The sequence below is a fragment of the Dysosmobacter sp. Sow4_B12 genome (assembly GCF_052116665.1).
Taxonomy (GTDB): Bacteria; Bacillota; Clostridia; order Oscillospirales; family Oscillospiraceae; genus Oscillibacter.
Window position 1 is genome coordinate 57,084 of the sequence record NZ_JBQKKR010000003.1, and the last position, 19,330, is coordinate 76,413.

Here is a 19,330-nt window from a genome sequence, read left to right on the forward strand (position 1 = left end):
TTGCTGTTACGCGAACAGGGCGTTGAAGGCGGCCACCACGTCATCGGCGCCCTCCAGGGCCACCATCATGACGTAATTTCCGTTGGAGACAATGCGGGAGTTGTTCTTCCAGCCCTCGATGCTGGCGGGATACCAGGCGGCGCCGGGATTGGCGTCATCGCCCACCTGGTAGTTGATGCGGGCCTGGAAAATGTCCTTCACCGCCTGCACGTCGGCGGCGTTTTCCACCTCCACCAGGGCGATCTCGCCCACGGCCGCGGAGATCATGGCCATGTACACGCCGCACTGGCGGGTCTTGATGTCACCCAGGCCGGTGTAGAAGGCATCCAGAGTCTCTCCGTCCGCCTGCATCATGGCGGGCATGTTGGTGCTGTTTGCCGCCAGGGATTCATAAAAGGCGGTGAGGTCCACGCTGGCGGCAGGCTGCTCGGCGGGCTTTTCCGCGGTTTTTTCGGCAGGCTTTTCCACAGGCTTTTGGGCGGGCTTCTCCACGGGTTTTTCCACAGGCTTGGAAGCGGGCTTTTCGGCAGGCTGACTGACGCTCTCCCGGCCGTTTTCCGGCGTTTCAGCGGGAGCTTCCTCCGCTTCGGCGGGCTCCTCCTCAGCAGGCTCCTCCTCCGGAGGGGTTTCGGGTTCTTCCTCCGGATGGACGGGCTCCACGGTCTCCGTTTCCTCCGCCGTATCCGGGGCTTCCTTCTTTCCGCAGGCGGACAGGGTGGCCAGCAGGCTCAATGCCAGCAGCAGGGCAAGGATCTTTGTTTTCATGATACTCTCCTTATGTATGAAGTACGTTCATCCTAACAGACGCAGGATACACGAAAAAGTTCCCGATGAAAAGAGGAAACTGCAAAAAAATTTCTGCCTGCCGCCGCAGGCAGAAATTTTGGGTGGCTCAAGCGAAGGTGACCACGGTGCCGGTCTTGCCGTCCAGGGCCTCCAGGGCCTTGTCCAGACTGGTGATGATGGCCTTTTTGCCGGGGTTGGCCCGGACGAATTTCATGGCGGCCTCCACCTTGGGCAGCATGCTGCCGGCACCGAAGTGACCCTCCCGGACATAGCGGGCGGCCTCCGCCAGGCTCAAGTGGTCCAGGTCCTGCTGGCCCGGCTGGCCGAAGTGGATGGCCACCTTCTCCACCTCTGTCAAAATGAGCAGGGCGTCGGCCCCCACCTCCTCCGCCAGCAGCTCCGCGGCGAAGTCCTTGTCGATGACGGCGGCCACGCCCTCCAGGGTGCCGTCGGGATTCTCCACCACCGGCACGCCGCCTCCGCCGCAGGTGATGACGATGGCGTGGTCCCACAAAAGCCGCACGGCGCCAATCTCCACGATGCGGCGGGGCAGGGGAGAGGGGACCACCCGCCGCCAGCCCCGGCCAGCGTCCTCCTTCATGGTGTAGCCCTTTTCCCGCTCCAGCTGCCGGGCCTCAGCCTCCGTGTAAAAGGCGCCGATGGGCTTGGTGGGGGTCTGGAAGGCGGGGTCCCGGCGGTCCACCACCACCTGGGTGGTGAGGGACACCACCGGGTAATTGCGGTTTCGCTTGTTCAGGGCGTATTTCAGGGCCTGCTGGATGTGGTATCCGATATAGCCCTGGCTCATGGCGCCGCACACGTCAAAGGGCATGGGGGGCACCACGTCCTTGGCGGTCTCACTGGCCAGCACGATGCGGCCCACCTGGGGGCCGTTGCCGTGGACCACCGCCATCTCGTAGCCCCGCTGGCTGATCTGGGCGATGAATTCGCTGGTGCGCTTCACCACCTCCAGCTGGGCCTCGGCGGTGGGGGCGCTGTCTCTGGACTGCAGGGCGTTGCCGCCCAGGGCGATCACGATTCTCTCCGGCATATGCATGTTCCACTCCTTGCTTCAAGATCGGCTTTAGTGTCTGCGGACAAGGGCGCTTTATGCGGAGAAAATTTTCCGGACCTGTCCGGTCCGGCGGAGAAGCTTACATAATATAGGCAGAGATAAAACGCGGGGGAGGAGACTGCCATGATCGCTGCCGCCGAGACCCAGGTCTGGACCGTCTGGCTGGACCGGGACCAGAAGATCGCGTCCTTCCACGCCGTGAGGGCTATGACCAGTGCGACTTCCGGGACCATAGCCACTTCCTCCACTACATGGAGGACCTGCAAAACAGCGGTTACCTGTTTCAGTGAACACACATAAAAAAGAAGGACTTCCCGACGGAAGTCCTTCTTTTTTTATGGTCTCAGATCTTGATGAGCTGATAGCTCCGGGTGCCCAATCCCAGCTTCTCCGCGTGCTCCAGGCAGACCCGCCAGTCGGTGTCCGGATGGGCGGCGCAGAGCAGGTCGCCGCAATTGCAGTCATACCCCTCGTCATACAGCACGGAGCCGGGCATGGCAGGCTGGGCGATGACGGCATCGGCACAGGCCTGATCCAGGGCCACGGGGTCAAAGGAGGCGAACATGCCCACATTGGGGGCGATGGGGGCGTCATTTTCTCCGTGGCAGTCGCAGTTGGGGGAAATGTCCATGACCAGGGAGATGTGGAAGCAGGGACGGCCGTCCACCACGGCCTTGGTGTACTCGGCGATCTTTTTGTTGAGGATGGCGGGGGCCTCGTCGTCCCGGGAGGCGATGGCGTCCTTGGGGCAGATGGCCAGGCACCGGGCGCAGCCCACGCACTTGGCCGTATCGATGGTGGCCTTGCCGTCCTCACCGAACTGGGGGGCGCCGTGGGCGCAGATCTTGGCGCAGGCCCGGCAGCCGACGCACTTTTTCTGCTTGACAAAGGGCTTGCCGGAGTTGTGCATCTCCATTTTGCCGGCCCGGGAGCCGCAGCCCATGCCGATGTTTTTCAGCGTGCCGCCCATGCCGGCCTGCTCGTGGCCCTTGAAATGGGTCAAGGAGATGAACACGTCCGCGTCCATGACGGCCCGGCCGATCTTGGCCTCCTTCACATACTCGCCGCCCTCCACGGGAACGGATACCTCGTCGTTGCCCTTCAAGCCGTCGGCGATGAGGATGTGGCAGCCGGTGGAATAGGGGGTGAAGCCGTTGACGTAGGCGGATTCAATGTGGTCCAGGGCGTTTTTCCGCCCGCCCACATACAGGGTGTTGCAGTCCGTGAGGAAGGGCTTGCCGCCCTGGGCCTTCACCAGGTCCGCCACCACCTTGGCCCAGTTGGGCCGGAGGTAGGCCAGGTTGCCGGGCTCGCCGAAGTGCATTTTGATGGCCACATATTTGTCCTCCAGGTCCAGGTCGCCGAAGCCGGCGGTCATGATGAGGCGGGCCAGCTTCTGAGGCAGGTTCTCCCGCCAGCTGGGGCAGCGGAAATCCGCGAAATACACCTTTGCTTGTTCAGCCATGATGAAACTCCTTTTTCTTTGTAGTCAAAAGCGGCTGTCCGCCGCCATGGGGTCACTCGTCCAAATCCACGCTGATGTTGTCCGTGCCGTGGCGGTCAAATTCGGACAGGTACGCGTCGATGCGGTCCATCAGCTGGGTGTAGTTCTCCCGGGTCAGGGGCTCGCCGTCCATGTCCCGCAGGGCCAGCTCCTCCGCCAGAATCTCGTAGAACACCACGTCCTCGTAGTTTTCGATGGCCTCGTGGATGCCGCCGTCGGCAAAGGCCCGGGAGGGGATCAGCTCGCCCCGGTACAGTTCCACCAGCTTGCTCATTTTGTGGTCCAGACAGTGGGAGAAAACCAGGCTTTCCACCTGGTCGTATTCCTTGATGCGGTCATCTTCCCGGGTAGAGTTCATCACCCAGTTTCCTATGTACACCAGATCCAGCAGATAGCGGTACTGCTGCTCCGTCAATTCGATCTTCATTGGGCAGACACCTCCCAGTTGCTCAAAAATTTTTACAATGGTATGATTATAACAAAGCCGCAGACAAAATTCCATACAAAAAACAGGGTAAAAAGACTAAAATCTGTCTTGCGGCAAATATCGGTACATAGTATAATATATAACTCGGATGCTGACCGGGTGAAACGAAGCCCGGATTTCCATAAGGAGTTCGAAAAAGCTATGGATATGCGACCCATCGGTGTGTTCGATTCCGGCCTGGGGGGATTGACGGCGGTGCGTTCCCTGCGCCAGATCCTGCCGGAGGAGGACCTCATCTATTTCGGCGACACCGCCCGGGTGCCCTACGGCGGCCGGTCCAAGGAGACGCTGCTGAAATACGCCCGGCAGGATGTGCGCTTTCTGAGATCCTTTGACCTCAAGGCCATTCTCATCGCCTGCGGCACCGTGTCCACCACATCCCTGGACACCCTGCAAAGGGAAAATGACCTGCCCATTGTGGGCGTGGTGGAGCCCACCTGCCGCCGGGCCCTGCTGGTGACGAAAAACAAAAAAGTCGGCATGATCGCCACGCTGGCCTCCGTCCGCTCCGGCGCCTACGAGGCCACCCTCCGCCGCCTGGACCCGGAGGTGGAGGTGCAGTGCCTGCCCTGCCCGCTGTTTGTGCCCCTGGTGGAAAACGGCCGCTTCCGTCCGGGAGATGTGGTCATCGAGACCGTGGCCCGGGAGTATCTGGAGCCGCTGAAGGCCACCGGCATCGACACCCTCATCCTGGGCTGCACCCACTACCCGCTGCTGACGGACATCATCAGCGCCGTCATGGGACCGGAGGTGACGCTGGTGTCCGCGGGGGAGGAGTCGGCGTTTGAGTTGAAGCGGATGCTGAAGGCAAACGGCCTGCGGACGGACGAGAGCCGCCGGGGAGAGGCGGAGTTTTACGTCAGCGACCGCCCGGAGGATTTTGAGCGCATCGCGTCGGTATTTTTGCAGGAGGATTTGCGCCACACGGCACGGAGGATCGACATTGACCAGTATTGAACAGGAAAAGCTGCCGGTGATGCTGTCCATCCGGGGCGAGCAGTATTTTGACGGCATCGACCCCGACGCCACGGAGCTGATGACCGAGGGGACCATGACTCTGACGGAGAACGGCATGGTCCTTGCCTATGAGGAAACGGCCCTCACCGGCATGGAGGGCACCACCACCAGCTTTCAGATCCAGGGCCCCCAGGTCATTTTGACCCGGTCCGGCACCGTCAACTCCCAGATGGTGTTTGAAGAGGGCCGGCAGCACACATCCTTGTACGAGACTCCCTTCGGGGAGCTGTCCGTGGACATTCAGACCAGCGTTCTCAAGCACAACCTGACGGAGCGGGGCGGTCTTATGGAGATCAAGTACTCCATCGCCGTGGAGCACACGGTAACAGGCCGGAACTGCTTTAAGATCCGGGTGCGGCGGAAATACTGACTGACAACGAAAACAAATTCACAAAAGAGGTTTGAAGATATGATCAACATGATCCAGAACGCGAAAGACCAGGCGGCGTCCCTGGCCATGGCCGCCTATGAGGCGGCGGTGGCCGACGGCACGCTGCCCCGGGCGGAGGTCAAGACCGCCCCGGTGGAGATCCCCAAGGATACCGCCAACGGCGACTTCACCACCACCTTTGCCCTGGCCGCTTCCAAGGCGCTGCGGCAGCCTCCCCGGAACATTGCCCAGGCCCTGTTGGACCATATGCAGCTGGAGGGCACCTACTTTGCCTCCGCCGAAATCGCCGGCCCCGGCTTTTTGAACTTCCGCTTGAACCCCAGCTGGTACGCCGGGGTCATGGAGGCCGTGGAGTCCGAGGGCGCTGACTACGGCACCAACGACGGCCTGCGGGGAAAGAAGATCATGGTGGAATTTGTCTCCGCCAACCCCACCGGCCCCATGCACATGGGCAACGCCCGGGGCGGCGTCCTGGGCGATACCCTGGCCTCCGTGCTCACCGCCTGCGGCGCCGACGTGACGCGGGAGTTCTACGTCAACGACGCCGGCCACCAGATCGATAAGTTCGCCCACTCCATCGAGGCCCGCTACCTCCAGCTCATCCAGGGGGAGGAGAACGTGCCCTTCCCGGAGGACGGCTACCAGGGCGGCGACATCCGGGACCTGGCCCAGGCCTATTATGACGCCAATGGCGAAAAGCTTTTGAATGTCCCTGCCGGGGAGCGGCAGGCGGAGCTGGCCCAGTACGGCCTCAGCGTGAACCTGCCCAAGATGAAAACGGACCTCCAGCGGTACAAGATCAGCTACGACAACTGGTTCTATGAGTCCACCCTTCATGAAAGCGGCTACGTGGCCGAGACCGTGGCGCTTTTGACGGAGCGTGGCTGGACCTATGAAAAGGACGGCGCGCTGTGGCTGCGCACCGCCGACATCATGCGGGAGAACCTGCTCAAGGCCGGCAAGAAGGAAAAGGACATCGAGAAGCTGGATTTGAAGGACGACGTCCTGCGCCGGGCCAACGGCTTTTACACCTACTTCGCCGCGGACATCGCCTACCACCGCAACAAGTTCGCCGTCCGGGGCTTTGACAAGGTCATCAACGTCTGGGGCGCCGACCACCACGGCCACGTGGCCCGTCTGAAGGGTGCCCTGGACGCCCTGGGCCTGAACGGCAGCGAAAAGCTTGACATCGTCCTCATGCAGCTGGTGAAGCTGCTGCGGGACGGCGAGGTGGTCCGCATGAGCAAGCGCACCGGCAAGGCCATCAGCCTCTCCGACCTGCTGGACGAGGTGTCCGTGGACGCAGCCCGGTGGTACTTCAACGCCAAGCCCGACACCCAGATGGACTTTGACTTAGGCCTTGCCGTCCGGGAGGACAGCGAGAACCCCATCTACTACGTGGAGTATGCCCACGCCCGCATCTGCTCGCTGCTGCGGGCCATGGAGGCGGAGGGCGTTACCGTGGCGCCTCAGAGCCAGGTGGACATGTCCCTGCTCTCCGGCGAGACGGAGACCGCCCTCATCAAGCAGATCTCCCAGTTCTGCGAGGAGATCCGGCTGGCGGCCCGGGACTATGACCCCAGCCACATCAACCGCTACCTCCAGGAGCTGGCCGGCTGCTTCCATCGCTTCTACAACGCCTGCCGCATCAAGGGTGAGGAGCCCGCGGTCCAGGCGGCCCGGCTGAAGCTGGCGGACGACACCCGCGTGGTGCTGCGCAACGGCCTCAAGCTCATCGGCGTGGACGCCCCGGAAAAGATGTAAACCGACAGAGCCGCGCCGCGCAGGCGCGGCTCTGTTTTTCAAAACCATACGTTACAGGAGACCGATGGAAATGTTTGAAAACCGCTATACCATTACGGAGAAGATTTATGTGGACTGGACGGTGCACCCGGTGCTGCTGGGCAAGTCCCGCCGCCGCTTTCCCCTGCTGCTGACTGTGCTGCTGGCGGCCTGCGCCGTCATGCTGGTGATGGCCTTCGCGGACGGAAACGGCACGTATTCCCTGCTGTACGCCCTGCTGCTGGCAGGCGTGGCTTTCCGGCTGTTCGGCTATGACGCCATGCTGGCCCGGCGGCAGTTCCGCCGCCTTAGGGCCGGAAAGCCCGGGGAGTGGAAGCGGGTCCTCCGCTTCGACGGGGACGGCATCACCGTGGAGGACGACGGCCAGGTCCTGGCGGAAAAGGCCTGCGGCCAGGTCCGGGAGGTTCGGGACACGGGGGCCTGGCTGGCCCTCATCTTTGAGGGCGGCGTGGTGGTCCGGGCGGACAAGCAGGGCTTTTTCCGGGACGGAACCGCCTGCGGCCAGGAGGAGTTCCTGGCGTTTTTGCGGGAAAAATGCCCCAACGCCCAGTTCCCGGCGTGAGGGACCGCCCATGGAAACGGTAAAGCGCCGCCGGGCGGCGGTTAGGGCCGCCTTTCCCGCCACGGTGCCGGTGATGACGGGCTTTTTGACCTTGAGCATCGCCTACGGCATCCTCATGCGGACCAACGGCTACGGGCCCCTGTGGTCCACCCTCATGAGCGCCATCGGCTTCGGCGGCAGTATGCAGTATGTGGCCATCACCCTGCTGGTGACGGCCTTTGATCCCCTGCAGGCATTTTTGCTGGCCCTCATGGTCAACGCCCGCCACATATTTTACGGCCTTTCGCTGCTGAACAAGTACAAGGGCCTGGGCGGGGCCCGCTTTTTCATGGTCTTTGCCCTGTGCGACGAGACGTTTTCCCTGGTGTCCACCCTGGAGCCGCCGGAGGGCGTGGCGCGGAAGGATTTCTATTTCTGGATCACCCTGCTGGATTACCTGTACTGGGTGGGCGGCACGGCTTTGGGCGGCCTTTTGGGAAGGTTTATCACCTTTGATACCACCGGCCTGGATTTCGCGCTGACAGCGCTGTTTGTGGTTCTGTTTTTGGAGCAGTGGAAAAAGCCGGAGAACCGGCCCTCGGGCCTCATCGGCATTGGCTGCGCCGCGGTGAGCCTGGCGGTGTTCGGACCGGACAAGCTGGTCATCCCCGCTATGGTTTTGATTTTGGCGGTACTATTGGGAGGGAGGAAGCGTCTTTGTGCCTGACATCGTTTCAAACTGTCATCATGATCCTGGCGGTGGCGGCGGGCACGCAGTTGACCCGCTGGCTGCCTTTCTGGCTGTTCCCGGAGAAAAAAGACCCGCCGGCGGCGGTGCTGTACCTGGGCCGGGTGCTGCCGGCGGCCATGACGGGCCTTTTGGTGGTGTACTGTCTGAAGGGCGTTGCCTGGACGGCGGTGCCCCACGGCGCGCCGGAACTGCTGGCCATCGCGGCGGTGGCGGTGCTGCACCGCTGGAGGGGAAACGTGCTTCTTTCCATTGCCGGCGGCACGGCGCTGTACATGCTGCTGGTGCAGGCGGTATTCGTGTGAAAGAACGCCGGGGAGGCTGCTGCCTCCCCGGCGTTTTGTATCCAAATCGTTACGATTTGTCTTGGAATTGTTGGGAATTTTCCAGGGAAAGCCGGTATTCTGGTGCCATCAACCAACAGGAGGATGTTTGCCATGAAACGCGTTTTTACCTGCCTTTTGCTGGCGGCGGTCCTGCTGGCCGGCTGCGGAAAAAAACAAACAGGCCCGGCGCCGGAGAAGGACCCGGCACCCCAGGCCGATGCGGGCCAGGCCCTGGCGGCGGACTGTGCCGGAGCCTATGCCGCCATCACGGAGGATCTGACGTTTTTGGTGTCCGTGGAGGAGACGGACGGCACCGTCACCACCCTGGACATCACTCCGGACAACGCCTGGAATGTGGAGGGCCGGGAGAACCTGTTTGCCATCTCCTACGACTGGTCCCCGGCGGAGGCGGGGGACTGGGAGGCCCTGCCTGCCGGCGGGGGAACGCTGTTCACTCTGGCGGACGCCGACAGCCAGACCACCATCCAGTGCCGGTCTGACAGCGACCTGGTCCGCTGGCAGCGGGGCGGCGGGGCGGTCAGCTATGCCAGCGCCGTGAACTGGCGGGAGGGAGAGCCCTATGAGGGCAAGCTCTGCCGCCTACTGGCCATCATCGCCGAAGACGCCGTCAGCGCCCGGGTGTGGGACGTGACGGCGGACGGCGCCCTTTCCCCGGAGGAGGCGGCGGAGGCTCTGGGGGAGCAGGTGGCGGCTAACTACTGCACTGTCCCCGACTGGGTCACCTGGAAGCCGGAGGATGCGTGCTTCGGTGGCAGCAATGTGTACGACTGGTATAAGGGACAGCCGGAGAATTTCTGCTGCGGCCTGGGCCTGCGGGTGAAGCTGGCGGACCCAATGGGAGAGGGCGGCGGCTACTGGCAGGCCGGCGCCGGCCTGGACGAGCCGGACGGGGACGGCTATTACGGCTGGGGCAAGGCGGCGCTGGTGAAGAAAAACGCGTCGGGGAACTGGTACATCGCTGACAGAGGCACCGGCGGCTACTCCGTGGAGCTGCCCCTTGGCAGCCTGGACAGCGCCTCTCTGGAGCAGCTGACGGACGCTTTTTTCCTGACGGAGGGCTCCACCCACGACTGGCTGCTGCCCTTTTACATTCTCAGCTGTTCCGAAAGGGAGCTGTCGGCCCTGCCGGCGCTGCTGGACGGGCGGACGGAGGACGAGGTCCGGGAGCTTTGCCGTTTGCTGGCAGATTGCGCGGAGAGCACCAAGGAGTCCTGGCCGTGGACACTGGAGGACCTGGCGGAGGCTCTGGGAGAATACGACCAATATCTGTGTGTATAAAATTTCCAGTCACCGCATACACTGGGACCGCGGCCTTCGGGCCGCGGTTCTTTGTCAAGGAGGCTGGTTACATGCGCAGGCGGCTGGCACTGTGGGAGCTGGGGGGCTTTTTGTTTACGGCGGCACTGGGAACGGCATTGCATTTCACCTTTGCCTGGAGCGGGGGGAATCTGCTGGCGGCGGCTTTTTCCTCCGTCAACGAATCCGTGTGGGAGCACATGAAGCTGCTGTTTTTCCCGGTGTTTTTCTGGTCTGTGGGGCAGGTGTGCTTTCTGGGCCGCAACTACCCCAACTTCCTGGCGGTCCGGGCCTTGTCAGTGCTGGCGGGCGCGGCGCTGGTGCCGGTGCTGTACTACACCTACACCGGCGTCGTGGGGACCCATGTGCTGTGGGCGGATATTCTGGTGTTTTTGGCGGCGGACCTGGGCCTTTTCTGGCTGGATTTCCGCCTGCTGCGGCGGGGACGGCTCACCGGCGGGTGGGCGCAGGTGTTGGGCCTGGGCGTGCTGTGGGCCCTGGCCTTTTTGTTTGTATGGTGCACGTTCCGTCCGCCTCACCTGGACCTGTGGCGGGACATGGCGGCGGGCACATTCGGCATCCCGTAAAAAACCGGCGGCTTTGGCCGCCGGTTTTTCCGTTCACAGTCATTTTACAGGTCCGCCGCCTTGACCGGGACCGGCGGCGGGGGGTATAATAACTCTATTATGAGTTTTGGGCAAAGGAGGTCCGCTTATGGAGACGACTGCCCGCAAAAGCGTGGCGCCTTTTTACGCGGTGGCGGTATTGTGGCTGGTGTGGGGCGCCCTGTTTCCCCTGTACGCCGTGACCCACTACCTGCTGGTGGCGGCGGCGTCCGTGGGGGTGTTTTTCGCGGTGAACGCCCTGTGCCGCAGCGGCGGCGCCATCGGCGGCACGGAGAGCGCCGCCAAAAAGGAGGAGGCCAAGCCAAAGGAGGAGACCACCGGAGACCCGGAGGTGGACAAGATGCTTAAGGACGGCCGTCTGGCCATCGCCGAGATGAAGCGCCTGGATGACAACATTGCCGACCCGGGCATCTCCGCCGACATCGTGCGGCTGGAGCAGGTGTCCCAGAAAATTTTCGACGAGGTGAAGCGGGACCCCAAAAAGCTTCCTCAGATCCGCAAGTTCATGGACTACTACCTGCCCACCACGCTGAAGCTGCTCAACGCCTACGACCGCATGAGCGGCACCGGCGTTTCCGGCGAGAATATCGATGCCACGCTTTCCAAGGTGGAGGGCATGATGCGCAACATCGTGGCGGCCTTTGAAAAGCAGCTGGACAGCCTGTACGGCGCCGACGCCCTGGACATCTCCACGGACATCACTGTGCTGGAGACCATGATGGCCCGGGAGGGCCTTACAGACGGGCCGCTGAAGGCGGAGAGCATTCCGCCTGAAGGCACGGACATCAAGCTGGAACTGTAAGAAAAATAAGGAGAGAAGAACATGAGTGAACGGATGAAAAAGGTCCTCACCAATGTGGCGCTGCTGCTGATCTGCCTGGCCTGCGCCCTGCGGTGGCTGTATATCGGACTGATCGCCTCCCGGCCCACGGTATACCTGTTCGACTGCATCGTGGGGCTTTTGTGGCTGGCTGGCGCCGTGCTGTCGGCCGCCCGCGCCATCCGCTCGGCCCATTGATTACGGCTTTATGATCGAATGATTCAGATAAATGGAGGGAAACGCAATGAGCGAGAACAACATTCCCCAGCTGACGCTGGAACCCCAGACCGCCGTTGAGGCCGTGCCGGAGCTGACCCTGGAACCCAATGCCCCGGCCGCTCCCGCCGAGCCTGCCAAGCCGGAGGCCGCTCCCGTGCAGATGGACGACAGCCTTTTGAACGACGCGGAAAAAAAGGCCGTGGAGGAGTTTTCCAAGAAGATCGACATCATGGACTCCAACATGATCCTGCAGTACGGCGCCGCCGCCCAGAAAAACGTGGCGGGCTTTTCGGAAAGCGCCCTGGCCTCCGTCCGCACCAAGGACCTGGGGGAGGTAGGCAAGTCCCTTTCCGAGCTGGTGGTGGAGCTGAAGGGCTTCGGCGAGGAAGAGGAGAAGAAGGGCCTGTTCGGCCGGTTCAAGAAGGCCGGCAATAAGCTGGAGACCATGAAGGCCCAGTACGCCAAGGTGGAGAGCAATGTGGACAGGATCGCCCGGGAGCTGGAGCAGCACCAGGTGACGCTTTTGAAGGATGTCGCCATGTTCGACCAGATGTACGAGCTGAACCTGAAGTACTACAAGGAGCTGACCATGTACATCCTGGCGGGCAAAAAGCGCCTCCAGGACGTGCGGGACAATGAACTGCCCGCTCTGAAAGCCAAGGCGGAGCAGTCCGGCGCCCAGGAGGACGCCCAGCGGTACAACGACATGGTCCAGATGTGCGACCGCTTTGATAAAAAGCTCCACGACCTGGAGCTGACGCGGATGATCTCCATCCAGATGGGCCCCCAGACCCGTTTGCTGCAAAACAACGACACGCTGATGGTGGAGAAGATCCAGTCCTCTTTGGTGAACACCATCCCCCTGTGGAAGAGCCAGATGGTGCTGGCCCTGGGCATGGAGCACGGCCGCCAGGCCACCGCCGCCCAGAGCGCCGTCACGGAGATGACCAACGAGCTTTTGAAAAAGAACGCCGACATGCTGAAGATGGGCACCATCCAGACCGCCCGGGAGGCGGAGCGCAGCGTGGTGGACATCGAGACCCTGCAGCACACCAACCAGCAGCTTATCGACACCCTGGACGAGGTGCTGAACATCCAGCGGGAGGGCGCCCAGAAGCGCCGGGAAGCGGAAGCCGAGCTGGGCAAGATCGAGGGCGAGCTGAAGCAGAAGCTGATGGAGCTGCATCAGTAAAAGGAACTGCCTATGAAAGTATTCCAAAAACGTTCCGTGGCCGCCGCTGTCATGGTGCTGGCCATTGCGGCCGGCATCCTGCTGGGGCAGGCCCGGAAGCCGGAGGGGCTGGGGCAGGCGTCCACCGCTGTGGTGGGCACCTACACGTATGTCTACGACTACGCCGGCGTCCTGACGGACAAGACCATGACCTATATCGACGAGATGAACACCTCCCTGTTCGCCCAGACCGGCGCCCAGATCATGGTGCAGACGGTGGACAGCACCGACGGCACCGACATCGTGGACTACGCCGCCAACCTGGGCGCCCGGTACGGCGTGGGCTCCGCGGAGCGGGACAACGGCCTGGTGCTGGTACTGGCGCTGGAGGACCTGGCCGACAATGGCCTGGTGGGCAACTACGGCATTGCCGGCGGCGATGGGCTGTACAAGTACGGCAATGAGCTGACCAGCATGCTGTATGTCTACATGGAGGAGGACTTCGCCGCCGGTGACTATGACGCCGCCGTGCGCAAGACCGTGAAGGCCTATATGGACTGGTTCGCGGACTTGTACGGCGTCACCGTCCGGGAAAACTACATCCCCGCCGTCCGGGAGAATTTCTCCGCCGGCAGCGGATATTACACGGAGACCACCGGCGCCGTGGCGCCCAGTACCGGCTCCGTGGTGATGCAGCTCATCCTGGTGCTGGTGGTGCTGCTCCTCATCTGGATGGCGCTGGACCGGCTCCGCTACAACCGTTACCGCCGCCGTTTTCTGATGCCCGGTATGGGTATCCCCACCCGGCGGTATTATCCCGTGTTCTGGGGCCGGCCCCGGCGGCGCAAGCCGCCACGTCCGCCCCGCCCGCCCAGAAGCGGCGGCACCAGGCCTCCCAGCGGCGGCACCAGGCCTCCCAGCGGCGGTCCCTCGTCCCGTCCGCCCCATCCTCGCACCGGCGGCAGCCGGGGCGGTTTTGGAGGAGGCGGCTCCTTTGGCGGCGGCTTCGGCGGCAGCCGGGGCAGCTTCGGCGGGGGCGGCTCCTTTGGCGGCGGCTTCGGCGGCAGCCGGGGCGGCTTCGGAGGGGGCGGCTCCTTCGGTGGAGGCTTCGGCGGAGGACGCCGGTGACCCCACAAGACATGAAAAAACCACGGCTCACAGGAGCCGTGGTTTTTTGTCAGTTTTTTCGCAGCCCCTCATATTCCCGCAGAGAGGCCAGCGCCTCCCGGGACATGGGCAGGATGACGGCGATGTTGAAAATGGTCATCAGACCGATGCCGACGTCTCCCAGGTCCCACACGAAGGTATAGGTGGCCAGGCCGCCGATGAACAGCATCACCAGGGCCAGGACCTTGTAGGCTGTCTGGGACAGCCAGTTGTCCCCGAAGAGGTAGGCCACGTTGGAGCGGGCGTAGAACAGGATGCCGATGAAGGTGGAGAAGCTGAACAGCCACAGGATCAGAGCGATGAACACCACGCCGAAGGAGCCCAGATGGTATTCCATGGCCGCCTGCAGAAGGTCCATGCCCTGCAGCCCCGTTACCCATTCCTCCGGCGTCAGCAGCATGATCATGGCGGTGCAGCTGCAGATGACGATGGTGTCGATGAATACGCCGAAGGCCTGGAGCAGGCCGGATTTGGCGGGATGGTCCACATCCGCCGCCGCGGCGGCGCAGGGAGCGGAGCCGGAGCCCGCCTCGTTGGAGAACAGGCCCCGCTTCACGCCGTTCATCAGTACGGCGCCGAAGCCGCCGGCAACCGCCTGCCGCAGGCCGAAGGCCTCCTGGAAGATCCGCCGGAACACCGCAGGCAGCAGGGCGGCGTTTTTCACGATGAGGAAAATGGTCATGAAGAAGTAGCAGCCGGCCATGATGGGCACCAGCACATCTAAAACCTTCACGGTGGCGTTTTTCCGCAGGACGATGACAGCCGCCAAAGCCACCAGCAGCACCGTGGTGTAAATGGGCGGGATGTGGAAGGCGTTTTTAAAGGCGGAGGTGACGGAGTTGCTGATGACCTGGCTGATGCCGCACCAGCAGATGAGGCCGGACAGGGCGAACAGCACGGCGATGACGCTGCGGCGGGCCTTGCCGCCCCGCTTCCCGGCAAAGTAGTCGTGAATGTAATAGGCGGGACCGCCCCGGTAGCCGCCGTAAAGAGGGTCCGGTTCCTTGTGGAGCTGGGCCAGAGTGGCCTCGATGAAGGCGGTGGAGGAGCCGATGAGGGCGGAGAGCCACATCCAGAACACGGCGCCGGCGCCGCCTGCGGAGATGGCAGCCACCACGCCAATGAGGTTGCCCATGCCCACCCGGGTGGCGGTGGAGATGATGAGGGCCTGCCAGCCGGAGATGGCGCTGCCGTTGACGCTGCGGCCCTTAGTGGTCACCCGCAGCATTTCGGGGAACAGGCGGATGGGCAGAAACCGGGTGCGGACGGTGAAATAGATGCCGGTGGGGATCAAAAGCAGCACCAACAGGGAAAGGCCCACGCTTCCTCCGCCCGGAAGGGGAATGGTGATCAGATCGCCCCAGAGAAAGGCGCAGGCAGCGGAGATGAGGTCCACGATAAAGTGCATGAGAAACAGCCTCCTGATGTTGTGATGGGGCGGAAAACCGCCCGCCGGCAGCGGACATACGCGGGGGACTATATTTCTTTAAAGCGAAAAATACGCCGGATGCTCTTTCATTGTACTATGCCTGCTGCAGGGTTTCAACCTCTTTTTCCCTTTTCCCTGTTTTTCTGTGACGGACAGAGCGGGAGCCCCGTCAAGCGGCGGCGCAAACAGGAGGGATTTTGGCGCTGAAAGGAAGAAATTTGCATGAAAGGAAATAAAACTTGCAAATTGGAAAATTTTTTTGCAAGAATACTTGCAAAAAGAAAGCGGGCGGCGTATACTCCCACATGGAAAACAGGCCGGCCCCGCCGGCGGAGAGGAAGCGGCGTATGCGAGGAAAAACAGTGCGGAGCTATGGCACGATCATGGCGCTGGCGGTGGTCATGGGATTGAGCTATGAGGTGTTCGTGTTTCCAAACGCCTTTGCGCCGGCGGGCATCAACGGCCTTGCCACCATGATCCAGTATCTGTTCCACGTGAGCATCGGCTACATGTCCTTGCTGATCAACCTGCCGCTGATTTTGCTGGCGTGGCGCCACGTGGACCGGGACTTTGCCTTGAAGAACCTGGCCTTTGTGCTGGTGTTCTCCGCCGTGACTCTGACGCTGAACCGGATGGACCTCAGCGCTATCGTCTACCACACGGATAACGGCACCTCCGCCATTCTGGGGCCTGTGGCCGCCGGCGTGGTCAGCGGCGCGGTGTACGGCTTCACCATCCGGCAGAACGGCTCCACCGGCGGTACGGACATTGTGGCCGCCTGGGTGCGGAAAAAGCATCCGGAGGCCAGCCTGGTGTGGGTCATCTTCGGCTTGAACGCCTCCGTGGCGGTGCTGTCCTTTTTCGTCTACGGCTGCCAGTTTGAGCCGGTGATCCTGTGTTTGGCCTACTGTTATCTCAGCTCCCGTATCAGTGACAGCATCCTCAAGGGCGGCAAGCGGGCGCTGAAATTCGAGGTGGTCACAAAGGAGGCCTCCGCCCTGTCTGTCCGGCTCATGGAGGAGCTGGGCCACGGCGTCACGGTGCTGCCCGCCCGGGGCATGTACTCCACGGAGCCCCGGGATTTTTTGATCTGCGTGGTGAACCGCCACCAGATCGTCCGCTTCCAGGAGATCCTCCGCCAGTTTCCCGGCACCTTTGCCTGGGTGTCGGAGGTGAACGAGACCCTGGGAAATTTCAAGCATGTCACGGGATGATACATAAAAAAGAAAGAGGCGGACTGCATGTCCGCCTCTTAGGCTGTCGAAAAAGCCCGGCGGACTTTTTCGACAGCCTGCACAATGCCTCGCTTTTTTGTCTGCTTCGCAGTCCAAAAAGTTGCCGCTGTGCGGTGCAAACGCCTGCGGCATGCGTTTGCAGGCATTCGATTCAACACGAGGGATCTCCCGCCCCCTCGTACTCCCCCTGCGAAACGGAACGCTTTTTCTCCAAACAGAGGTTTTTCGACAAGCTGAGAGGCGGACTGCATGTCCGCCTCTTTCTGACTGCTTTGTCAAAGCACGCTTTCCACCATCTGCCGCACCTGCCGCTCCGTCAGACCGTCGGAGGTCCGGAGGGAGAAGGCAAAGCCGTCTTTGGCCCACAGGGCCACCCGGATGCCGCCGTCATCTCCCCGCCACTGGACAGGCGTGTCCCCGACGGTTAGAGTGCCGCTGGCGGGGTAGACGGTGTAGTCGCCGCTGTTGTCGCTGCCGCCCCGGCTGACCCGGTAGGTGAGCTCCTGGACGTCGTCGCTCCAGCGGAGCTCTGCCAACGAGCCGTCGATGTCCTGGATGAGGGTGAAGGAGAAGCCGGCCGGCGCCGTGGGCACCGGCACAGAGAAGCCCACAGCGGTCTCCAGGGCCTCCACGGTGTTGTGCGGGTGCTGGGGGTTGGGCAGCTGGGCGGTGCCGCCGGTGGGAGTGGTATTGATCTCCACGGAGACAGCGCCGCCGGAGACAGTGACGCAGGTCCGGCCCTCCAGGCCGTTGAAGAAGTTTACCGGCACATACATGACGCCCTTTTCCAGCATGGCGGGGGCGGCGTCCAAAGAGAGGAGCTTCCCCATGACGGGGTCGCCGCTGTCCGCGTGGTCGGTGAGGGTGGCATAGCCCATGCCCAGCACCAGAACGGCCTCCCGGTCTCCTCGGACCAGGCGGGCGCCGTGCAGGGAGCCGTCCCAGGTCACGGTGTAGCCCAAGGCCTCCGCCACCGCCCGCAGGGGCACCATGGTGACGGCCCGGGCACCGGATACCGTTACCTCTTCAGCGGCGGCAGGCAGGGTCAAGGAGGCCGCCAGGACCAGGGACAGCAAAAGCGCAGAGAATCTTTTCATCATGATCGTCCTTTCACAGGAGAAATTTACTGGTTCAGACGACGGCGGCGGAAAAAAGTTCCTCTGCCGGCGGGACTATTTTACCATACGGGACTTTTCACGGCAATGGGAGAAAAAGGTTTGCACTTGGCGTCCGGTTTCGCTATAATGGCACCATCAAAACAGCAACTGGAGGACAGACTGATGAATACCCGCATGGAACACGATACCATGGGCGAGATCGCCGTGCCGGCGGACCACTACTGGGGTGCCCAGACCCAGCGGAGCCGGGAGAATTTCAAAATCGGCGGCCAGCGCCAGCCCAAAGAGATCATCACCGCCTTCGCCTATTTGAAGGAGGCCTGCGCCAAGGCCAACGCCGACGTGGGCAAGCTGACGGCCCAGCAGGCCGGGGCCATCACCGCCGCCTGCCGGGACATCCGCGCCGGCAAGTGGGACGAGGAGTTCCCCCTGGTGGTGTGGCAGACCGGCAGCGGTACTCAAACCAATATGAATGTCAACGAGGTCATCGCCCACCTGGCGGCGGAGCAGGGGGTTCCCCTGCACCCCAATGACCACGTGAACGCCTCCCAGTCCTCCAACGACACGTTCCCCTCCGCGCTGCACATCGCGGCGGCCCTGGCCGTGGCGGAGCAGGTGCTGCCGGCGGCGGAGCGGCTGGAGGCGGCCTTTGCCCAGCTGGAGAAAGCCTACCCCGACCTCATCCGCATCGGCCGCACCCATTTGCAGGACGCCACGCCCCTGCGCTTTTCCCAGGAGGTCTCCGGCTGGCGGGAGCTGGTGGCGGCTCCCTGCCGGATGCTGCGTCTGGCCCAGACGGAGCTGTGCCGTCTGGCCATCGGCGGCACCGCCGTGGGCACCGGCCTCAACGCCCCCGAGGGCTATGACGAGATGGTATGCGGCTACCTCCGCCAGCTGACGGGCCTGGACTTCCGGCCGGATGAAAATAAGTTCCACGCCCTCACCAGCAAGGACGCCCTGGTGTTTGCCCATGGAGCCCTGAAGGCGCTGGCCGCCAACCTCATGAAGATCGCCAACGACATCCGCTTCGAGGCCAGCGGCCCCCGCTGCGGCATGGGGGAGCTCCACATTCCGGAAAACGAGCCCGGCAGCTCCATTATGCCCGGCAAGGTGAATCCCACCCAGTGCGAGGCCGTCACCATGGTGGCGGTCCAGGTCATGGGCAACGATGCCGCCATCGGCATGGCCGCCAGCCAGGGCAACTTCCAGCTGAACGTGTTTTTGCCGGTGTCCGCCTACAACTTCCTGCTGTCCACCCGGCTGCTGGCGGATGTGTGCGACTCCTTCCGGGTCCACTGCGTGGAGGGCATCACCCCCAACGTGGAGCGGATGGAGTACAACCTTCACAATTCCTTGATGCTGGTCACCTGCCTGACGCCCAAGATCGGCTACGAGGCTGCCGCCAAGTGCGCCAAGAAGGCCCTCCACGATGGTACGACTTTGAAAGAGGCCGTGCTGTCCCTGGGACTTTTGACGGCGGAGGAGTTCGACGAGACAGTCCGTCCGGAGAAAATGGTATAAGGATAAAAAAGAAGCGCTGCCGCGGCAGC

General features: G+C 62.7%; 21 protein-coding genes. 15 read left to right on the forward strand and 6 right to left on the reverse strand.

Going from position 1 to position 19,330, the window contains the following annotated elements; all coding sequences use genetic code 11:
• Positions 1 to 6 precede the first annotated feature (6 nt).
• The gene (locus ACTQ4R_RS05340; protein ID WP_441626547.1) at positions 7 to 765 is read right to left on the reverse strand and encodes a DUF4358 domain-containing protein; all 759 of its coding nucleotides are present in this window, start codon (positions 763 to 765) and stop codon (positions 7 to 9) included.
• A gap of 127 nt (positions 766 to 892) precedes the next feature.
• On the reverse strand, positions 893 to 1,837 hold the full coding sequence (arcC, locus tag ACTQ4R_RS05345) for a carbamate kinase (protein WP_441626549.1): 945 nt from the start codon (positions 1,835 to 1,837) through the stop codon (positions 893 to 895).
• A 147-nt stretch (positions 1,838 to 1,984) separates the two neighbouring features.
• On the opposite strand from arcC, the gene ACTQ4R_RS05350 reads away from it, so the two are divergent.
• A complete protein-coding gene (locus ACTQ4R_RS05350; RefSeq protein ID WP_441626551.1) occupies positions 1,985 to 2,161 on the forward strand; it encodes a hypothetical protein in 177 nt (58 codons plus the stop codon).
• A gap of 43 nt (positions 2,162 to 2,204) precedes the next feature.
• Here ACTQ4R_RS05350 and ACTQ4R_RS05355 read toward each other — a convergent pair whose 3' ends face one another.
• Both ACTQ4R_RS05355 and ACTQ4R_RS05360 read right to left on the reverse strand, forming a co-directional pair.
• Positions 2,205 to 3,326, reverse strand: a complete 1,122-nt coding sequence (locus ACTQ4R_RS05355) for a DUF362 domain-containing protein (RefSeq protein WP_441626553.1) — start codon at positions 3,324 to 3,326, stop codon at positions 2,205 to 2,207.
• A gap of 52 nt (positions 3,327 to 3,378) precedes the next feature.
• The gene (locus tag ACTQ4R_RS05360) at positions 3,379 to 3,792 is read right to left on the reverse strand and encodes a hypothetical protein (RefSeq protein WP_441626555.1); all 414 of its coding nucleotides are present in this window, start codon (positions 3,790 to 3,792) and stop codon (positions 3,379 to 3,381) included.
• Positions 3,793 to 3,993: 201 nt separating this feature from the next.
• Between ACTQ4R_RS05360 and murI the strand changes: the two genes are divergently transcribed.
• From murI to ACTQ4R_RS05420, 12 genes are all read left to right on the forward strand, one after another.
• Positions 3,994 to 4,809 (forward strand): glutamate racemase, encoded by an 816-nt coding sequence (gene murI / locus ACTQ4R_RS05365; RefSeq protein WP_441626557.1) that lies wholly within the window; start codon positions 3,994 to 3,996, stop codon positions 4,807 to 4,809.
• Complete coding sequence (locus tag ACTQ4R_RS05370; RefSeq protein WP_441626559.1) at positions 4,796 to 5,239, forward strand: DUF1934 domain-containing protein; 444 nt, start codon at positions 4,796 to 4,798, stop codon at positions 5,237 to 5,239. The genes murI and ACTQ4R_RS05370 overlap by 14 nt, the downstream gene beginning before the upstream one ends.
• 39 nt (positions 5,240 to 5,278) lie before the next feature.
• Positions 5,279 to 7,024: an arginine--tRNA ligase gene (gene argS, locus ACTQ4R_RS05375; RefSeq protein WP_441626561.1), complete on the forward strand. Its 1,746-nt coding sequence runs from the start codon at positions 5,279 to 5,281 to the stop codon at positions 7,022 to 7,024.
• Between the two features lie 70 nt (positions 7,025 to 7,094).
• Entirely contained in the window at positions 7,095 to 7,625 is a 531-nt protein-coding gene (locus ACTQ4R_RS05380) for a hypothetical protein (RefSeq protein ID WP_441626563.1), read from the forward strand.
• A 10-nt stretch (positions 7,626 to 7,635) separates the two neighbouring features.
• On the forward strand, positions 7,636 to 8,331 hold the full coding sequence (locus tag ACTQ4R_RS05385) for an AzlC family ABC transporter permease (protein ID WP_441626565.1): 696 nt from the start codon (positions 7,636 to 7,638) through the stop codon (positions 8,329 to 8,331).
• Positions 8,322 to 8,657 (forward strand): branched-chain amino acid transporter permease, encoded by a 336-nt coding sequence (locus ACTQ4R_RS05390; RefSeq protein WP_441626567.1) that lies wholly within the window; start codon positions 8,322 to 8,324, stop codon positions 8,655 to 8,657. The genes ACTQ4R_RS05385 and ACTQ4R_RS05390 overlap by 10 nt, the downstream gene beginning before the upstream one ends.
• Before the next feature lie 132 nt (positions 8,658 to 8,789).
• On the forward strand, positions 8,790 to 9,977 hold the full coding sequence (locus ACTQ4R_RS05395; protein WP_441626569.1) for a hypothetical protein: 1,188 nt from the start codon (positions 8,790 to 8,792) through the stop codon (positions 9,975 to 9,977).
• Positions 9,978 to 10,048: 71 nt separating this feature from the next.
• Entirely contained in the window at positions 10,049 to 10,582 is a 534-nt protein-coding gene (locus tag ACTQ4R_RS05400; RefSeq protein WP_441626571.1) for a DUF6512 family protein, read from the forward strand.
• A gap of 127 nt (positions 10,583 to 10,709) precedes the next feature.
• On the forward strand, positions 10,710 to 11,423 hold the full coding sequence (locus ACTQ4R_RS05405; protein ID WP_441626573.1) for a 5-bromo-4-chloroindolyl phosphate hydrolysis family protein: 714 nt from the start codon (positions 10,710 to 10,712) through the stop codon (positions 11,421 to 11,423).
• Positions 11,424 to 11,444: 21 nt separating this feature from the next.
• Positions 11,445 to 11,639, forward strand: a complete 195-nt coding sequence (locus ACTQ4R_RS05410; RefSeq protein WP_441626575.1) for a hypothetical protein — start codon at positions 11,445 to 11,447, stop codon at positions 11,637 to 11,639.
• Between the two features lie 46 nt (positions 11,640 to 11,685).
• Positions 11,686 to 12,852: a toxic anion resistance protein gene (locus ACTQ4R_RS05415; RefSeq protein WP_441626576.1), complete on the forward strand. Its 1,167-nt coding sequence runs from the start codon at positions 11,686 to 11,688 to the stop codon at positions 12,850 to 12,852.
• Positions 12,853 to 12,864: 12 nt separating this feature from the next.
• Entirely contained in the window at positions 12,865 to 13,959 is a 1,095-nt protein-coding gene (locus ACTQ4R_RS05420) for a TPM domain-containing protein (RefSeq protein ID WP_441626578.1), read from the forward strand.
• Between the two features lie 49 nt (positions 13,960 to 14,008).
• On the opposite strand, the gene ACTQ4R_RS05425 is transcribed toward ACTQ4R_RS05420, so the two are convergent.
• The gene (locus ACTQ4R_RS05425) at positions 14,009 to 15,406 is read right to left on the reverse strand and encodes an alanine/glycine:cation symporter family protein (protein WP_441626580.1); all 1,398 of its coding nucleotides are present in this window, start codon (positions 15,404 to 15,406) and stop codon (positions 14,009 to 14,011) included.
• Positions 15,407 to 15,774: 368 nt separating this feature from the next.
• Between ACTQ4R_RS05425 and ACTQ4R_RS05430 the strand changes: the two genes are divergently transcribed.
• On the forward strand, positions 15,775 to 16,641 hold the full coding sequence (locus tag ACTQ4R_RS05430) for a YitT family protein (RefSeq protein WP_441626582.1): 867 nt from the start codon (positions 15,775 to 15,777) through the stop codon (positions 16,639 to 16,641).
• A 296-nt stretch (positions 16,642 to 16,937) separates the two neighbouring features.
• Here ACTQ4R_RS05430 and ACTQ4R_RS05435 read toward each other — a convergent pair whose 3' ends face one another.
• Positions 16,938 to 17,762, reverse strand: coding sequence for a copper amine oxidase N-terminal domain-containing protein (locus tag ACTQ4R_RS05435; RefSeq protein ID WP_441626584.1), 825 nt, complete (start codon positions 17,760 to 17,762; stop codon positions 16,938 to 16,940).
• Between the two features lie 180 nt (positions 17,763 to 17,942).
• On the opposite strand from ACTQ4R_RS05435, the gene fumC reads away from it, so the two are divergent.
• Positions 17,943 to 19,301 (forward strand): class II fumarate hydratase, encoded by a 1,359-nt coding sequence (fumC, locus tag ACTQ4R_RS05440; RefSeq protein WP_441626586.1) that lies wholly within the window; start codon positions 17,943 to 17,945, stop codon positions 19,299 to 19,301.
• The last annotated feature ends 29 nt before the right edge of the window (positions 19,302 to 19,330 follow it).

Excerpts from the sequence above, each read along its gene's own strand:
- ACTQ4R_RS05340 (WP_441626547.1), bottom strand. The coding sequence starts at position 765 with ATGAAAACAAAGATCCTTGCCCTGCTGCTGGCATTGAGCCTGCTGGCC.
- arcC (WP_441626549.1), bottom strand. The coding sequence starts at position 1,837 with ATGCCGGAGAGAATCGTGATCGCCCTGGGCGGCAACGCCCTGCAGTCC.
- ACTQ4R_RS05350 (WP_441626551.1), top strand. The coding sequence starts at position 1,985 with ATGATCGCTGCCGCCGAGACCCAGGTCTGGACCGTCTGGCTGGACCGG.
- ACTQ4R_RS05355 (WP_441626553.1), bottom strand. The coding sequence starts at position 3,326 with ATGGCTGAACAAGCAAAGGTGTATTTCGCGGATTTCCGCTGCCCCAGC.
- ACTQ4R_RS05360 (WP_441626555.1), bottom strand. The coding sequence starts at position 3,792 with ATGAAGATCGAATTGACGGAGCAGCAGTACCGCTATCTGCTGGATCTG.
- murI (WP_441626557.1), top strand. The coding sequence starts at position 3,994 with ATGGATATGCGACCCATCGGTGTGTTCGATTCCGGCCTGGGGGGATTG.
- argS (WP_441626561.1), top strand. The coding sequence starts at position 5,279 with ATGATCAACATGATCCAGAACGCGAAAGACCAGGCGGCGTCCCTGGCC.
- ACTQ4R_RS05380 (WP_441626563.1), top strand. The coding sequence starts at position 7,095 with ATGTTTGAAAACCGCTATACCATTACGGAGAAGATTTATGTGGACTGG.
- ACTQ4R_RS05385 (WP_441626565.1), top strand. The coding sequence starts at position 7,636 with ATGGAAACGGTAAAGCGCCGCCGGGCGGCGGTTAGGGCCGCCTTTCCC.
- ACTQ4R_RS05395 (WP_441626569.1), top strand. The coding sequence starts at position 8,790 with ATGAAACGCGTTTTTACCTGCCTTTTGCTGGCGGCGGTCCTGCTGGCC.
- ACTQ4R_RS05400 (WP_441626571.1), top strand. The coding sequence starts at position 10,049 with ATGCGCAGGCGGCTGGCACTGTGGGAGCTGGGGGGCTTTTTGTTTACG.
- ACTQ4R_RS05405 (WP_441626573.1), top strand. The coding sequence starts at position 10,710 with ATGGAGACGACTGCCCGCAAAAGCGTGGCGCCTTTTTACGCGGTGGCG.
- ACTQ4R_RS05410 (WP_441626575.1), top strand. The coding sequence starts at position 11,445 with ATGAGTGAACGGATGAAAAAGGTCCTCACCAATGTGGCGCTGCTGCTG.
- ACTQ4R_RS05415 (WP_441626576.1), top strand. The coding sequence starts at position 11,686 with ATGAGCGAGAACAACATTCCCCAGCTGACGCTGGAACCCCAGACCGCC.
- ACTQ4R_RS05420 (WP_441626578.1), top strand. The coding sequence starts at position 12,865 with ATGAAAGTATTCCAAAAACGTTCCGTGGCCGCCGCTGTCATGGTGCTG.
- ACTQ4R_RS05425 (WP_441626580.1), bottom strand. The coding sequence starts at position 15,406 with ATGCACTTTATCGTGGACCTCATCTCCGCTGCCTGCGCCTTTCTCTGG.
- ACTQ4R_RS05430 (WP_441626582.1), top strand. The coding sequence starts at position 15,775 with ATGCGAGGAAAAACAGTGCGGAGCTATGGCACGATCATGGCGCTGGCG.
- ACTQ4R_RS05435 (WP_441626584.1), bottom strand. The coding sequence starts at position 17,762 with ATGATGAAAAGATTCTCTGCGCTTTTGCTGTCCCTGGTCCTGGCGGCC.
- fumC (WP_441626586.1), top strand. The coding sequence starts at position 17,943 with ATGAATACCCGCATGGAACACGATACCATGGGCGAGATCGCCGTGCCG.